Origin of the sequence: Tenacibaculum mesophilum (assembly GCF_003867075.1) — a bacterium.
Lineage (GTDB): Bacteria > Bacteroidota > Bacteroidia > Flavobacteriales > Flavobacteriaceae > Polaribacter > Polaribacter mesophilus.
Genome location: NZ_CP032544.1, coordinates 2,039,322 through 2,055,126, shown reverse-complemented (window position 1 = coordinate 2,055,126; position 15,805 = coordinate 2,039,322). Strand labels below are relative to the sequence as shown.

Sequence of the window (15,805 nt, the reverse complement as noted above, 5' to 3'; positions counted from 1 at the left end):
TTTAGCTTGAAAACACGCAACAAACTTTATACAGAGCCGTTGGAAAACATTAAATCTGCTTTATTTTAAAGTAAAGTATTTTATAAAATCAAAACCGAAACTTTTTTCGGTTTTCTTTTTTTTCAGCCTGTTGTTTTTTAGCATCCAAACGTTTGGCAATCGCTGCTTTTTTAGGTTTGGTAGCTTTGCGTACTTTGGGTACTACCAAGGCTTGTGCTAAAAGGTTAAAAAAACGTTCGGTAACCAATTCTTTGTTGCGGTGTTGTGAGCGGCTTTCTTGTGAGCTTAGTATAAGCGTATTTTCTTTAGAGAGTCTGTTGGCTAAGTTTTTAAGGAGTAGTGCTTTTTCTTTGTCCGAGAGTTCTAACGAGTCTTCAATCGTAAAACTTAATTCTACTTTAGAGGATACCTTGTTTACATGCTGTCCGCCCGCACCAGAGCTTCGTACGGCTTTAAAGTTGAGTTCTTTTAAAAGTTGTTCTTTGTTCATAGTGTTTGTGAATGTCTCAAATATAGGGAATCTATTGTTGTTTGTAAAGGGGGCTTAATAATCGAAGTGACTCTTATTGGTGAGAGTTGGGAACTTTAAAGGGTATTCGTAACTAGAATTAAGCAGATTTCTCGCTATCGCTCGAAATGACAAAACGTACGTCATTTCGAACTGTAGTGGAACGGAAGTGAGAAACCGCAAGGTTCAGCGGAGCTAAATCTTTTAGTTGAGAGTTAGGAGTTTTAAAGGATAGTAGTTACTCTTATTGATGAGATTCCTCCTCCTTCGTCGTTCGGAATGACGTTCAGGTTGTTTATTTCATGTTATAAATTAATAGTTGTCATTTCGAACTGTAGTGGAACGGAAGTGAGAAATCTTTTAGTTGGGTGTTGGGAATTTTAAAGGGTAGTAGTTACTCTTATTGATGAGATTCCTCCTCCTTCGTCGTTCGGAATGACGTTCAGATTGTTTATTTCATGTTATAAATTAATAGTTGTCATTTCGAACTGTAGTGGAACGGAAGTGAGAAACCGCAAGGTTCAGCGGAGCTAAATCTTTTAGTTGAGTGTTGGGAGTTTTAAAGGATAGTAGTTACTCTTATTGATGAGGTTCCTCCTCCTTCGTCGTTCGGAATGACGTTTAGCAATACTTACATATCGTAATTAGGCGTGTCGGGTGATTGGTGCATGAAGTGCATGTCTAAATCGGTAAGGGTGTCGGAAAAAGAGTATAAGTTTTCTTTTTTAGCGAGTAACGCATCAATAATTTCGACTGCTTTTTTTAAGCGGGTTTCTTTGTCTCCTTTTAACAATACATACGGACGGTTGTATTTTTTCAACGCATTTTCAAAGGCTTTAAACATTTCCAATCGTTGCTCGGGTCTGTCGCGTAAATCATCCGCTTCCCAAGGCGTATCGATGTAGGTTAAGAAATAAATATCGTAAGTATTTGCAATAGCAGCCTCGTCTAATTTCGGATCTACGAATCCGCCATAATATTCTTCAGAATATACTTTGGTTTCCAATAAATCGGTATCACAGATGAGTACTTTATCCGCTTTTTTAGCCAATTCATTTTCCAAGTCCATTTGTCCTTCAGCAATCGGAATTAAATCGTGTTGCTCACAAGTTTTACGTTCGTTGTTCCACTTATCTTGCAAGTATTCACGCGCAAATTCGGGAGCCCAAACGGTATTATAATGACGTGCTAATTGACCAGAAAGTGTTGTTTTTCCTGTGCTTTCAGGTCCAAATAATACCACCTTTACAAGGTTGATGGGTTGTTGTGTAAGTGCTTTTTCCATGCTAAATATCCTGCAATTGCTATAAAGGTAAATAATAAATATTGAAAACTGGTAAAGGTAAATCCTTTGTAAAAGTACAGTGGAACAGAGATAATATCGCCAATAATCCAATAAATCCAGTTTTCTATTTTTCGTTTTGCCATGAGCCACATTCCTACAAAGAAAATGGCAGTAGTAACGGTGTCTACATAAGCTGTCCAGCTTGTCCATTTATCAAAAATAGTATACACAGCATAGACAAAAACCAAGGTGGCTACAAATATGGCTACACTTTGTTTTTTTTCTTTAAGTGTGGTTCTAGAGATAGGAGTTACATGGGTGGCATCTACTTTTCGCGTCCAGATATACCAACCGTATACACTCATAATAAAGTAGTACCCGTTAATCATCATATCACCTAACAGTTCCCATTTTAACAAGAGGTACACAAAAATAGCGGTGCTAATCATCCCCGTAGGGAATACCCAAATTTTATTCTGTTTAGAATACCAAACGGATAAAAACCCAAAGATAACGGCAATAATTTCTAGCCAAACATCAATAGGATTGTAATCAGCATACTGCCCAAAAAGGAAATCAAAAAGTTGGCTCATAATCGCTACGATCGGTTTTTACGATTTTCATAAATAGCAATCCGTTGTCAATCAATTCAAAGGCATTTTTCAATTCTGAAGTAACCAAACGCATCACAGTATCATAATCTCCATACACTTGTGTGCTTAACGGATTTTCTAATACGGTTAATCCCGAGGCTCTTAGTTTTTTGATGAAATTGATAATTGGTTCTTCAAATTCGTTCTGAAGCGGACTTAAGGTCAATTCTACGGATATTTTCATGGTTGTTCCTAATTAGAAAGATGCAAAGTTACTAAAGTTAAGCTGTTGTTGTGCGGGAAAGGTTTTTGGAGATTTTTTAGTGGCAAAGTTTTTTAGTTGCAGAGTTTTCAGAGTTTTGGAGTGGCAGAGTTTTTTAGTTGCAAAGATGTAGAGCTTCAAAGTCTCATAGTGGTAAAGTTGCGAGTGCGAGGTTTTTGGGTTTTAGACTAGGTATTTTTTAACAAGCGCATACGCAGGTGAATCCTTCCATTTCTAAAAAGTGAATGTCGTACTCAGAGGTTTGTCCTTCGTACAAGATTTTTCCTGTGGTTTGATTGGTGTCAAAAGAGAAATCTTCAATATAAATGTTTTCTAAGAAGAGCAATTTTTTCTTTCCGTAGATTTTATACAAGCTTTCTTTGGCGCCCCAAACAATAGTTAATTTGCTTACCAAAGCATCGTGGTTGGCAATAGATTTGTATTCTTCTATAGGAGTGAATTTGTGTGCGATTTTCACAATTTTGTCGCGCTGCATTTCAATATCTATTCCCACAGGTTGTGTATCGGAAATAATAATTGCCGAAAAGGTAAATGAATGGGTGATTGAAATAAATTTGCCGTCTTTTAAGTGTGGTTTACCGTAGCCATCGTATAGTAAATCATCATCGGTATAACCAACTTCTTTTAGTAAATGGCGTACGCTCATAAAGCCTCTTTGGTGTAAATCGGACTTCATGCCGTCTACTCTTTGTTGATTTCCTTTTGTTAAAGAAACACCGTTAGAAAGTTGTTCAAAAGATTCTTCAATCTTCCAAATCAATGCTTTAGCATGGTTGTTTACCGTTAATGTTTTGTAAAGAGGCATATTTTAGAAAGTTATTTCGTAATTTTGCGACTCAAATTTAAGATACATAAATATACAAAAATATGAGCACAAAAACCGCGACATATGTTCCTTACAAAGTTAAAGATATTTCTTTAGCTGATTGGGGAAGAAAAGAGATTGAATTGGCAGAAGCTGAAATGCCAGGGTTAATGAGTTTACGCGAAGAGTACAAAGATGAGCAACCTTTAAAGGGAGCAAGAATTGCAGGATGTTTACACATGACGATTCAAACTGCGGTTTTAATTGAAACATTACAGGCTTTAGGAGCTGAGGTTACTTGGAGTTCTTGTAATATTTTCTCTACGCAAGATCAAGCTGCTGCTGCTATTGCTGCTGCTGGAACTCCTGTGTATGCTTGGAAAGGTATGAACGAGGAAGAGTTTGATTGGTGTATTGAACAAACATTATTCTTTGGTGAAGATAAGAAGCCATTAAACATGATTTTAGATGATGGTGGAGATTTAACCAATATGGTTTTAGATAAATATCCTGAGTTAGCTCCTGGAATTAAAGGGTTGTCTGAAGAAACTACGACTGGAGTACACCGTTTATACGAGCGTATGAAAAACGGAACGTTACCAATGCCTGCTATTAACGTAAATGACTCGGTTACTAAATCGAAGTTTGACAATAAGTACGGATGTAAAGAATCTGCAGTTGATGCAATTCGTCGTGCTACGGATGTAATGTTAGCTGGTAAAAGAGTAGTGGTTTGTGGTTATGGTGATGTTGGTAAAGGTACTGCGGCGTCTTTCCGTGGAGCTGGTTCTATTGTTACTGTTACTGAAATTGATCCTATTTGTGCGTTACAAGCTGCAATGGACGGTTTTGAAGTAAAGAAATTAGAAACTGTTGTTGGAAATGCTGATATCGTAATTACTACAACTGGTAACAAAGATATCGTTCGTTCTGAGCATTTTGAGGCAATGAAGGACAAAACAATCGTTTGTAACATCGGTCACTTTGATAACGAAATCCAAATGGCTTGGTTAAATGAAACATACGGTGATACTAAGGTTGAAATTAAACCTCAGGTTGATAAGTATACAGTTAAAGGAAACGATATTATCGTATTAGCAGAAGGACGTTTAGTAAACTTAGGTTGTGCTACTGGTCACCCAAGTTTTGTAATGTCTAACTCATTTACAAATCAAACTTTAGCGCAAATCGAGTTATGGAATAATTCTGATGCGTATAAAAACGAGGTGTACATGTTACCAAAACACTTAGATGAAAAAGTAGCAAAATTACACTTAGCTAAGATTGGTGTAGAGTTAACTGAGTTACGTGAAGACCAAGCGAAATATATTGGTGTAACTGTTGAAGGTCCATACAAGCCAGAACACTATAGATATTAGATTTAGATTATTATAGATTTGAGATTTTAGAATCAAGAATCAAGACACAAAAAATCCCGCAACATTGTTGCGGGATTTTTTTATGCTTTTTATAAACGTTTTGTTTTATTCAGTAGGAATGCGCTCATCAATCATTTTTAAAGGCATACCTTCCATTAAATCGATTAAGTCTAAAATGTCTCTTACTTTTTCTTCTTCTTCGGCTTGTTCTGTTACAAACCATTGTAAAAAGATTTCAGAAGTGAAATCGCCTACTTTTCTTGCAGTTTTAAATACGTGATGAATTGATTTGGTAACTTCTATTTCTGCATCTAAAGAAGCTTCAAAAATAGCTCGTAAGCTTTCAAATTCGTGAGAAACTTCAGTAGCTACAGGTGACATTGCACTACCGCCATTATCGTTAACGAATTTAAAAATTTTCATCATGTGCTCTCTTTCTTCTTCCGCTTGCTTATAAAAGTATGCTGCACTATTTCTAAGTTCTCTTTGGTCGCACCAAGAGGCCATCGCTAAATACTTAGAAGAGGCTTGTTGCTCCATTGTTATTTGGTGGTTTAGCAAATCAACTACTTCCACGTCTAAAATCATGTCTCTTCTTATTGCTGTTTCCATAATATTTTGTTTAGTTTTAATACTATAAAGATACAGATTATAAGGCTTTAAAAAGAATGGAGTGCCTAATTTAAAGCTAGTCTTAGTAAAGGGTTTTCTGCTTAAAAACAGCTAAAAGAAGTTCTCGTAATTCTATAAGTTGAGGTACATCTAAGAATAATAAGTGTTTGTTGTCTGCTGCAAAAAGGAGTACGAAGTTATCACCGTCGATAATCGTTTCTAATGATTCGTACGAAGCGCGTTCTAATACTTTTTTCCTGAAGGCTAATAGTTGGCAGAAAGTAAAATCTATTACTTTATAGCCTAAATCTAGCTGGTAGCAGTTTCTGCCACCACAAGATACTTTAAACGATACATCTTCTGTTAAAAAATTCATTCCGCAAATATAATTATTTTTAATCAATCTAAAGAAGAATAATGTAAGGAATAAAAAAGCCCGCAAATTTGCAGGCTTTTTATTATAAAATGTCTTTTAAGACTAGATATTTAATGATTCAAATAACTCAACTAATTTAGGATTAGAAGGTCTTGGAGCATTAGAGTCTATAATCTTTCCTTCTGGATCTAATAAAATAAATCTTGGAATTCCTGATACTCTATACGCATCCATGAAAGCTTTATCTTCTTTAGCATATAATTGTACTCCTGATAATTCTTTATCAACAATCATTTTTTTCCAAGTTTCATAGTCTTTTTGTCTGTCAACAGAAATACTTACGAACTCGATGTTTTTATTGTGATATTTTTCTTCAACTTTCTTTAAGAAAGGAATTTCATTTTTACATGGTTGACACCAAGTAGCCCATAAATCGATATACACATACTTACCTTTTAAATCATCTAAAGAAGTAGTACCACCAGCATTGTTTTCGTAATTAACAAACTTAGGAGATTCAGCACCCTTAGCTAATTTTTTAGTAATGTATTGCTTGTCGTTATACATTTTAGTTAAGTAATTTTCTAAACCAGCAATACTTTGTTTTTGACTTGCTACAAAAGTAGAATCTAATGAGGCTCCTTCAAATCTTTTGTTAAAATCATCAACAAAATTAGAAACTTTAGATCTGAAGTCTAACTCTGGTAAATTCATTAATTCTTTATCTTCAAATAATTTCTTTTGCTCTAATGAAGCTTTAGCTAAAAAAGCACTTTCTTCAAAACCAACCCCTGTATAAGTTATAGTTTCGTCAAATTTTTTAGCATCAATCGTCATATTAATATCGGCTCCGTTTTTTAAGTATAAAGCAGTATATTCTTTACCATCAAAAAATCTGTAGAAACCATCTTTTACATTCATAGTATCTTTAAAAGTTCCATCCTCACCAACTTTAATTACTTTGTTGAATTTAAATTGAGGGTTAGAAATAGTAACTGTTTCAGAGTTTTTGTTGGTAATTTTTCCAGAAAAAGTCACATAATCTTTTTGTTTCTCTTTACATGAAACTAAGGCAATAGAAAATGCCAATAAGTAAACTAATTTTTTCATTAGGGTGTATGTTTAATTTTGCTGTTTAGCTTTTTAAATAAACGCCTAAATTAGTGATTTTATATGAAAGCACAATTTTTTAACATTTCACTAACTGTCTTAAAGTTGTATACTTTATTGAATTTTAACTTTATAATTATCCTAACCAACCTTCACGATCTAGACTTCTATACTGAATTGCTTCGGTAATATGTTCGGATAGTATATTTTCGGAAGAAGCTAAATCGGCAATGGTACGAGATACTTTTAAAATTCTGTCATAAGCCCTAGCTGATAGGTTTAACTTTTCCATGGCCACTTTTAATAAGCTTTTACTTTCTTCTGATAATTTACAAAATTCACGAATTTGCTTTACATTCATTTGTGCGTTGTAATGAATGTTTTCAAGGTTTTTAAATCTAGTTGTTTGTATTTCACGAGCAAGGGTAACTCTTTTTCTAATATCTACACTACTTTCTCCTTTTCGTTCATCAGAGAGCTTATCAAAAGGTACTGGTGTTACTTCAATGTGGATATCGATTCTGTCTAACAAGGGACCAGAAATTTTGCTTAAATAACGTTGCATTTCGGCAGGAGAGGAGGTAACCGGTGAGTCGGGATTGTTGAAATATCCAGAAGGACTCGGATTCATACTAGCAACTAACATAAAACTACTAGGGTAGTTTACGGTAAAACGCGCACGTGATATAGTAACTTCTCTATCTTCTAAAGGTTGACGCATTACCTCTAAAACGGTACGCTTAAATTCGGGAAGTTCATCTAAAAATAAAACACCATTATGTGCCAAAGATATTTCTCCAGGTTGTGGGTATTGTCCTCCACCTACGAGCGCAACATCTGAAATTGTATGATGTGGTGAGCGAAAGGGACGTTGATACATTAAGCCAGTATTTTTTACTTTTCCTACCACTGAATGTATTTTAGTGGTTTCTAAGGCTTCGTGTAAGGTCATAGGAGGAAGAATGGATGGTAAACGTTTTGCTAACATTGTTTTACCTGCTCCTGGAGGTCCAATAAGAATGATATTATGTCCACCAGCAGCGGCAATTTCCATGCAACGTTTTATAGATTCTTGTCCTTTTACATCAGCAAAATCAAACTCAGGAAAGTCAATATGCTTGTAAAATTCAGCACGGGTGTCAACGGTTGTAGGTTCAATTAGTTTGTTACCATCAAAATGGTTTATAACTTCCATAATATTGTCTACCCCAAGAACATTTAAGTCATTAACTATAGCAGCCTCTTTGGCATTTTCTTTTGGAAGGATAAAGTGTTTAAATCCTTCTTCACGAGCCTTAATAGCAATAGGTAGAGCTCCTTTTATAGGTTGTAAACTTCCATCAAGAGAAAGTTCTCCCATAATAATATATTCATCAATCTGTTCTGATTTTATTTGATTGGAGGCAGCCAAAATACCAATAGCTAAAGTTAAATCGTAGGCAGCACCTTCTTTACGAATATCGGCTGGTGCCATGTTAATAATGATTTTCTTTCCAGGGAGTTTGTAACTGTTATTAGCTAAAGCGGCAGAGATTCGATACGAACTTTCACTTACAGCTTTATCGGGTAATCCAACTAAATGATATCCTATACCTTTATCAATATTAACTTCAACAGTAATTGTGGTTGCTTCAATACCAAAAACAGCACTTCCATAGACTTTTACTAGCATATTTTTCTCTTTTCGCTAAAGATAGAGAAAAAATAAAACTTATTGTAATTGCATCTGCTGTGGACTCCAATGAGTTGGATCATTCTTTTTTAAGAACCCTTTTAAAAGGTTGTTATTTTGATAATCTATATAGTCATCATAAATAAAAGAAGTAGGTTTTTTATTTAGTTTATCAAATGGAATAGAGAAAGAATTGTTATCAATGTCTTGTTGATTTACAATAAAAAAAGATAATCCATTTAAATCTAAATTTTTATTAACTGTTGATGAATCATAAAAAGTAGAATAGGTATTGGAGAAAGTATAAATGCTTCCAGGGGCTTTCTCTTTTTTCTTAATTTCTTGTGCTGAAGTAGAAAGTATGACGGTAATTAAAAAGATGGTAGTAATATTATTTTTCATAAAAGTTAGATTTATAAAAATAACACTAATAATTATACCTTTTTTGATTTAGAAAAAATGTATTTAAACATTTTACGTATACTAATAAAAATCAAAATAACTAGAATAATAGCCAGTATAGGAAAAAAAATAGAAAATGCAGACATAACTAACGAGGTGCCTGTTTCTACGGTTGAAATAATTGGATTGGCAACTCCTCCAGTTGTTGCTGTAGAAGTAAGTCGAGTAGAAGCAGCAGTGCCCTTTATAGCTGATGCTGTTCCGCCACCAGCAATAATTGCTAAAGCCCAAGTAATAACTGGTGATAAATCTGCCACAGTTGAAACCATTACTGCAGTACCTGCAATTGCGGCTAACGGAACAGCTATGGTATCGAGTAAGTTGTCAAACCAAGGAATATAATATGCAAATATTTCTAATATTGTAGCTACACCTAATGCTATAATAGCAGGGGTACTTGCTACCCACAGCCAGTTTTCATTTAATGGAATAACATTGTAATATCCTGCTAAGCTTAACGTAAATAGAGGTAAAAATACTCTAAACCCTACGGAAGCAGCTAAGCCAATTCCTAAAAATATGCTGATAATAGTTTCTGGTGTCATATATTTTTTATTGAAAGATATAAAAAAAGCCTCTTTTTTAAAAAAGAGGCTTTTAAATATATAATATTTATATTATAATTAGTTAGAGTTAAATCTATCTAAACCAGTTTTTAACCAATTATAGTATGTTCCGTGATCTGTATATTGTTGAGGTGAGTTTAATATTTCAAGTTCAGGACTCATTAGTACATAAAATGGTTGAGAAGCTGTTTTAAAGTTAGCAGACTGGAAAGTAGCCCATTTATCACCATAGGTTCTAATTCTTTTTACTTTCCCATTAGATTTAATAAAATCAAATTGCTCTTCTTCTGGTAACATTCTTTGATGATCATCAACATATAATGAAATTAATACATAATCATCATTTATTAATGAGTAGATATCTGGTTGACTCCATATGTTTTCTTCCATTTTACGACAGTTAACACATGCCCATCCTGTAAAATCTAATAAAACAGGCTTGTTAACAGATTTTGCGTAAGCTATACCTTCATCAAAATCTTTAAAACAGTTTAAGTTTAAAGGACATTGATTGTCTTTTTTGTATATACTATGGAATTTAGGTGGAGCAAACCCACTTAATAATTTATTTTGACTCCAAGAAGGGTTTTCCATTACACCAGGAGCTAAGTATACTGCTAAAGCTAAGGCTCCAATTCCTACTAAAACTCTAAATAAGGTCATTTTACCATACCTTTTTCCTATGAAACCAAATAAGTACAGTGCTAAAAGGAACGCAATTAAAGCCCATATTCCAATAAAAATTTCTCTTTTTAGTATTCCCCAGTGTCCTACTAAATCAGCATTTGATAAGAATTTAAATGCAAAAGCTAATTCAATAAATCCTAAAACAACTTTAACAGTATTTAACCATCCACCAGATTTTGGTAATGTGTTTAACCAGTTAGGGAACATCGCAAAAAGAGCAAAAGGTAAAGCTAATGCTAAACCAAAACCAACCATACCTACAGATAATTGCATTGCTCCTCCACTTAATGATCCTGCTAATAATGAACCTAAAATAGGTCCTGTACAAGAAAATGATACAATAGCTAAAGTTAATGCCATGAAGAAAACTCCAAGAACGCCTCCAACATTTGAAGCGCTATCTGCTTTATTACTCCAAGAACTAGGTAGTGTTAATTCATAAAAACCGAAGAATGAACCTGCAAAAAATATTAGTATTACAAAGAAAAATAGGTTTAACCATATGTTTGTTGAAATACTATTTAATATTTCAGGATCTAAAGTATCTAAGAAATGAAAAGGAAGACTTATTAAACCATAAATTAATACGATGAAAAAACCGTATAGGATAGCGCTACCAACACCTTTTCCTCTTTTTTCTGTACGTTTTGTGAAAAACGATACAGTTAAAGGAACCATTGGAAATACACATGGAGTTAGGAAAGCTAATAATCCACCAACAAAACCTAATAGGAAAATATTTAAAAGACTATTGTCTTCCTCTTCTTCACCAGTATTTGTGTCAGTTGAGCTTTTTAATAAAATTGTATTTTTTAAGTCTAAATTTAAAGTTTGAGATAGTTCTTTACTTTTGTCATCAACTTCAGCAACTGTTTGTGTTACTTTTTCACCTGTTAAAGAAAATGTAAAATCTTCATCAAAAGGTAAACAGTATTCTTTACAAACTTGGGCATCAAGATTTAATGTAACTTTTGTTAAAGTTGAGTCTGAAACAGTAATTCTTTGAATTAACTTACCTTCGTCAACAAAGAAGATTTCATCTTTTCCCCAGATTTCACTAAACTGAGTTTCTGTTTCACTTTCTTTTGCTTTACCATTTAAGGTATATCCAGATTGTCCTTCTGCTGGTGCAATTGTCATAGGTAGTGAAGCATCTTCAGGGTTGTATTGAGAATATAAATGCCAGTCTTCAGCAATTAACACGTCAAAAATTAAGTCGTACTCAGTATCAGAGATTTTCTCTACCTTAGGAGTAACAACTACGGGGTTATCGTCAGATTGAGAATAAACCGCTAAACCTATGAATAATAAAAATAGAGTAAAGAATTTTTTCATTCTATATGTAGTTTGATGGGGTTAATTAAATACTAATTTTTAATAGTTTGGTTGTTTTTTCTGTTGGTAAAAAGCGTCTATCTTGTCGTTTTCCTACTATCCAAATAACTTCGTTTTTACTAGAACAGAGCAACCAAATTTTATTTTTGTTTACAATTGATATTTTTTCGTCTTTAAAATATTTACTTACTTTTTTTCGACCTATCATTCCTTTAGGATAAAAAAAGTCGCCGGATTTCCACCGTCTGAGTTTTAGAGGGAAGTTAAGAAGTTCATAATCAACATAAATGTTTTCTTTATTAATGTTAGTTTTTTTTAGAACTTTTTTTAGTTGCAGCTTTATCGGTGCTGTAATTTCTTTGTTTTCCTCCCTAATAATGAAATATTCCTTGTCAAAGGAACTTTTTTCATTAGTGCGTAAAAGTAATAAAAAATCTCTGTCTTTCAACAAAGTATAAAATTTTGTTAAAATCTGCTTGCCAGATTGAGCATAAATCAAGTTGTAAACATCGTTCCATTCCGTGAATTTATAGGACTTTAGCAGCTGGTAGAGGTATGCTTTTGGGTTGGATAACTTTAACAGTTTTTCAATATTTATTTTTAATAAATCTCCCTCTTTTGAGACAATTTCATGGGTAATGTCCGCTATTTTATCATCAATAATTTGTTGAGACTCTTTTAAATGATCAATTGTTTTATTGAAGTTTTTTAAAACGCTGTCATTCAATTCTTTTAGTGTAGGTACAATCTGGTGGCGTATTTTATTTCGAAGATATTTGGTTTCTGAATTACTTTCATCTTCACGCCATTCAATATTATTTTTTTTGGCAAAGGTTATAATCTCTTCACGAGAAAAAATAAGTAAAGGTCTAATGATATTTTTATTAATTGAAGGAATTCCTGTTAAGCCTTCTAAACCAGTACCTCGAGAGAGATTAATTAAAAATGTCTCTAAATTATCATCAGCATGATGGGCTGTTAATATATAATCAAAATTATTTTCTTTACTTAGGGAGTCAAACCAACTGTAACGTAACTCTCTTGCTGCTAGTTGTGTTGATAATTTATTTTTAGTAGCATATTCATTAGTGTTAAAGCGTGTTGTAAATGTTTGAATGTTCAAACTTTTTCCTAACTCTTTAATAAAGAGTTCATCTAAATCACTTTCTTTTCCTCTTAGTTGAAAATTACAGTGTGCTAACGAAATATTAAACTGTAGTTGATGTAAGAGGTGTGTTAGTACAACACTATCAACTCCCCCAGAAATAGCAATTAGTAACTTTTTTTCTTTTAAAAAAGAAAATTGTTCGTCAATATGTTTTGCTAATTGTTGGAGCATGTGAATAATAATTATTGTAATTGAGTGTTTAACCAGCTTACAACATCTTGTAACATTTCTTCTTTACATAAGTCATTTTGTAACTCATGATATCCTCCTTCGTATAGTTTTATACTAGCTTTAGGCGTATTGTTAGCAAAAGCCTCCGTGCCTTTATAATCAATAATTTTATCACCTGTACCGTGTAATAATAACATTGGAGTTTTTAAAGAAGATGCATTATTAATAGCCCATTCACCAGCATCAATAAATGATAAAGAAAAATTAGGGCTCACCTTATCATGAACTAATGGGTCATTACTATACTTTTCAACTTCAACAGGATCACGAGATACATCATTAGCATCTAACTCATTTCCTAAAGTCACTGAGGGAGCTATTTTTTGCATTACTTTTCCTAACGAAAGCTTCCAAGCAGGTGGCTGAAAAGCTAAACGTAAAAAAGGACTAGTAGCTATGACTCCTTTTAGATGGTGTTTTTCTCTAAGCGTGTAATTAATTACAGTGTTGCCTCCCATAGAGTGCCCATATAAAAACGTAGGTTTATCACCAAAAACCTCTTTAGTTTTTTCAATAAGTTTAGTAACACTTTTTAATACATAATTATACCCTGGATTGTGTCCTCTTTTCCCTGTTGTTTTTCCATGACCGAAATGGTCAAAAGCAATTACACCAAAATTATTATCGGTTAGTTTTTTGGCAACGTGTTCATATCTGCCAGAATGTTCTCCCATTCCGTGAATAATTACCACTATAGCTTTTACAGTTTCCGGTTGCCAATACTGACCAAAAAACTCAGTTTTATGAAAATTGAATGTGAATGTATGGTGTGTCATTAGTCTCTTGTAATGTTTCCGTCTTCTAAAATATTAAAAATAATAGTAGAAGGAGCGTCAGAAATATATTCAACTAATTCAATACTATTTTTATTAAGAGTAGAGGTGGTTTTTAACATTCCTTCCGCAATTTCGTCATAAGCCAATACTTGACTATTAATTATATTAAATTGTTTATCGTAAGTTACCAGCATAGAGATTAACTCAGTATTATTTGGATAGAAATAATATACTACTGATTGAAAGCTTTCTGATATTTTTGGGAGATAGGAAACACCAATTTTAGCATTCTCTTCATCTAATTGCTCTTCAAAAATTGAAGGAAGTTTTAAAAGCTCTTGTTGTGGTTTTGTTAATAATTTACCCTCTACATGATTGCTAAAGTTTGTGCTATCAACCAAAGGAACATTTTTAGTAGGATAGTCGTTTAAAAACGAATACTTGTTTGCTTTACAAGACGTCATTGATGCAATAATAGCAACGAATAGTATAAGTTTAATTGTGTTTTTCATTTCTTTATTTTTTGTAATAGTTTTTTGATTAGAAATACTTTTTCTGAGTATTTGCTATAAATATAGTTAACTTTTGTTAGTGTGCGTTAAAACATATTTCATAGCCTTGGCTTTGAGTAAACATTCTTCATACTCCTTTTCTGGAGTAGATTTTGCTGTAATAGCCCCACCAACTGAGTATGAAACGTATTTGTTCTCGGAATTGTATAAAATACTTCGGATAACTACGTTAAAATCGAAGTCGCCATTTGGAGTAAAATAGCCTACGGTTCCAGAGTATAGGCCACGTTTGGTTTCTTCTAGGTCTTCAATGATTTTCATGGCAGAAATTTTTGGAGCTCCGGTCATACTTCCCATAGGAAAAGTATCTTTAATTACATCAACTGGATGTGTGGTATTTTCAATTTCTGAAACTACGGTAGAAATCATTTGATGTACTTGCTTAAACGAATATACTTTACATAGTTCTTCTACTTGGACACTTCCTTTTTTAGCTGTTCTTGATAAGTCGTTACGAACTAAATCTACAATCATAATATTTTCTGACCGTTCTTTTTCATCACGAGCTAAATCAAAAGCTATTTTTTCATCTTCAATCGGGTCAATCAAACGTTTTGCTGTCCCTTTAATAGGTTGCGAAATAATTTTAGAATTTTCTTTTCTAATATATCGTTCGGGAGTTGCAGATAGTAGGTAATGATTGTCGTTTCTGAAAAAAGTAGCAAATGGAGGTTCCGATATTTTGTTTAATTGTGTGTATACTTTATAGGGGTTTATAACTGTGTTTTCTGCATAGAATTCTTGACAGAAGTTAGCTTCATAAATATCTCCTCTATGTATATGTTCTAATACTTTTTCTACTTTTTGATAGTATTCATCTTTATGGATACGTAGTTTTATTTTTACTTCATCTGTTTCTTCTTGTTGATAATTATTAATAGAAGGGTTTGTTTCAATAATATCTTCAAAATCTTCTTCTAATTCATCATCAATCATTTGTAAGTAATGAAATTCAACAGTATTTCCTTTGATGAATAGTAGTTTTTGAGGTTGAAAAAAATATAAATCAGGAAGATGAAGTCCGTCAAAATTCTTAGAAGTCAGTTTTTCTACATCATTTTTAACATCGTAACTAATGTAACCAAAGATGTAGTCTTTGGTGAAAGATTGATATTCTTTTAGTTTATCAAAAGCATTATAGTAATCTGTTTTAATAGAAGTAAACTCTTCTACAGCTAAAGCACAATCGAAAGAGCTATATTGTTGCTCGTAATTGTTAGAATCTAGCCAAATAGCTGTTTCAAATTGTTTAGCCCAAACAAACAGCTTTTGCTTGAAGAGCTCAGGGGTGTCTATAGAAAAAATACGGACGGTTCTTGACATCGCCACAAAAATAAGAAACCCGATAGAAATACTGCTATCGGGTTTGAGTTTTATATAATTTT

17 protein-coding genes are annotated in these 15,805 nt (G+C 33.1%); 1 reads left to right on the top strand and 16 read right to left on the bottom strand.

From position 1 onward, the window contains the following. Positions 1-88: 88 nt before the first annotated feature. The 5 genes from arfB to D6200_RS09220 all read right to left on the bottom strand — a co-directional run bounded on the left by arfB (position 89) and on the right by D6200_RS09220 (position 3,474). Positions 89-490 carry an alternative ribosome rescue aminoacyl-tRNA hydrolase ArfB gene (gene arfB, locus D6200_RS09240; RefSeq protein WP_073182555.1) on the bottom strand — a complete coding sequence of 134 codons (402 nt, stop codon included), beginning with the start codon at positions 488-490 and terminating at the stop codon, positions 89-91. 649 nt (positions 491-1,139) lie between these two features. Beyond that, positions 1,140-1,793 carry an AAA family ATPase gene (locus D6200_RS09235; RefSeq protein WP_073182556.1) on the bottom strand — a complete coding sequence of 218 codons (654 nt, stop codon included), beginning with the start codon at positions 1,791-1,793 and terminating at the stop codon, positions 1,140-1,142. Next, entirely contained in the window at positions 1,754-2,386 is a 633-nt protein-coding gene (gene pnuC, locus D6200_RS09230) for a nicotinamide riboside transporter PnuC (protein ID WP_073182557.1), read from the bottom strand. Before pnuC ends, D6200_RS09235 begins: the two co-directional genes overlap by 40 nt. Continuing rightward, positions 2,370-2,630 carry a hypothetical protein gene (locus tag D6200_RS09225; RefSeq protein WP_073182558.1) on the bottom strand — a complete coding sequence of 87 codons (261 nt, stop codon included), beginning with the start codon at positions 2,628-2,630 and terminating at the stop codon, positions 2,370-2,372. The genes pnuC and D6200_RS09225 overlap by 17 nt, the downstream gene beginning before the upstream one ends. Before the next feature lie 217 nt (positions 2,631-2,847). Next, complete coding sequence (locus D6200_RS09220) at positions 2,848-3,474, bottom strand: 4'-phosphopantetheinyl transferase family protein (protein WP_047790338.1); 627 nt, start codon at positions 3,472-3,474, stop codon at positions 2,848-2,850. Between the two features lie 62 nt (positions 3,475-3,536). Between D6200_RS09220 and ahcY the strand changes: the two genes are divergently transcribed. Beyond that, positions 3,537-4,853 (top strand): adenosylhomocysteinase, encoded by a 1,317-nt coding sequence (ahcY, locus tag D6200_RS09215; RefSeq protein WP_073182559.1) that lies wholly within the window; start codon positions 3,537-3,539, stop codon positions 4,851-4,853. A 105-nt stretch (positions 4,854-4,958) separates the two neighbouring features. Here the strand turns inward: ahcY and D6200_RS09210 are convergent, their stop codons facing one another. The 11 genes from D6200_RS09210 to pabB form a co-directional block, all read right to left on the bottom strand. Beyond that, positions 4,959-5,465, bottom strand: coding sequence for a ferritin (locus tag D6200_RS09210; RefSeq protein ID WP_073182560.1), 507 nt, complete (start codon positions 5,463-5,465; stop codon positions 4,959-4,961). An 82-nt stretch (positions 5,466-5,547) separates the two neighbouring features. Next, positions 5,548-5,841, bottom strand: coding sequence for a hypothetical protein (locus D6200_RS09205; protein ID WP_073182561.1), 294 nt, complete (start codon positions 5,839-5,841; stop codon positions 5,548-5,550). A 102-nt stretch (positions 5,842-5,943) separates the two neighbouring features. Next, the gene (locus D6200_RS09200) at positions 5,944-6,951 is read right to left on the bottom strand and encodes a TlpA family protein disulfide reductase (RefSeq protein ID WP_047790334.1); all 1,008 of its coding nucleotides are present in this window, start codon (positions 6,949-6,951) and stop codon (positions 5,944-5,946) included. Between the two features lie 136 nt (positions 6,952-7,087). Next, positions 7,088-8,623: a YifB family Mg chelatase-like AAA ATPase gene (locus tag D6200_RS09195; RefSeq protein WP_047790333.1), complete on the bottom strand. Its 1,536-nt coding sequence runs from the start codon at positions 8,621-8,623 to the stop codon at positions 7,088-7,090. A 39-nt stretch (positions 8,624-8,662) separates the two neighbouring features. Beyond that, positions 8,663-9,025, bottom strand: coding sequence for a hypothetical protein (locus D6200_RS09190; RefSeq protein ID WP_047790332.1), 363 nt, complete (start codon positions 9,023-9,025; stop codon positions 8,663-8,665). Positions 9,026-9,057: 32 nt separating this feature from the next. Beyond that, positions 9,058-9,630 (bottom strand): DUF4126 domain-containing protein, encoded by a 573-nt coding sequence (locus D6200_RS09185; RefSeq protein WP_073182562.1) that lies wholly within the window; start codon positions 9,628-9,630, stop codon positions 9,058-9,060. 78 nt (positions 9,631-9,708) lie between these two features. Continuing rightward, positions 9,709-11,673 carry a protein-disulfide reductase DsbD family protein gene (locus D6200_RS09180; protein ID WP_073182563.1) on the bottom strand — a complete coding sequence of 655 codons (1,965 nt, stop codon included), beginning with the start codon at positions 11,671-11,673 and terminating at the stop codon, positions 9,709-9,711. A 25-nt stretch (positions 11,674-11,698) separates the two neighbouring features. Next, positions 11,699-13,012 (bottom strand): tRNA lysidine(34) synthetase TilS, encoded by a 1,314-nt coding sequence (gene tilS / locus D6200_RS09175; RefSeq protein ID WP_073182564.1) that lies wholly within the window; start codon positions 13,010-13,012, stop codon positions 11,699-11,701. Between the two features lie 11 nt (positions 13,013-13,023). After that, positions 13,024-13,848, bottom strand: a complete 825-nt coding sequence (locus D6200_RS09170; protein WP_073182565.1) for an alpha/beta hydrolase — start codon at positions 13,846-13,848, stop codon at positions 13,024-13,026. After that, positions 13,848-14,360, bottom strand: coding sequence for a hypothetical protein (locus D6200_RS09165; RefSeq protein WP_125064408.1), 513 nt, complete (start codon positions 14,358-14,360; stop codon positions 13,848-13,850). Before D6200_RS09165 ends, D6200_RS09170 begins: the two co-directional genes overlap by 1 nt. Positions 14,361-14,426: 66 nt before the next feature. After that, positions 14,427-15,743, bottom strand: a complete 1,317-nt coding sequence (gene pabB / locus D6200_RS09160) for an aminodeoxychorismate synthase component I (protein ID WP_073182567.1) — start codon at positions 15,741-15,743, stop codon at positions 14,427-14,429. Between the last annotated feature and the right edge of the window lie 62 nt (positions 15,744-15,805).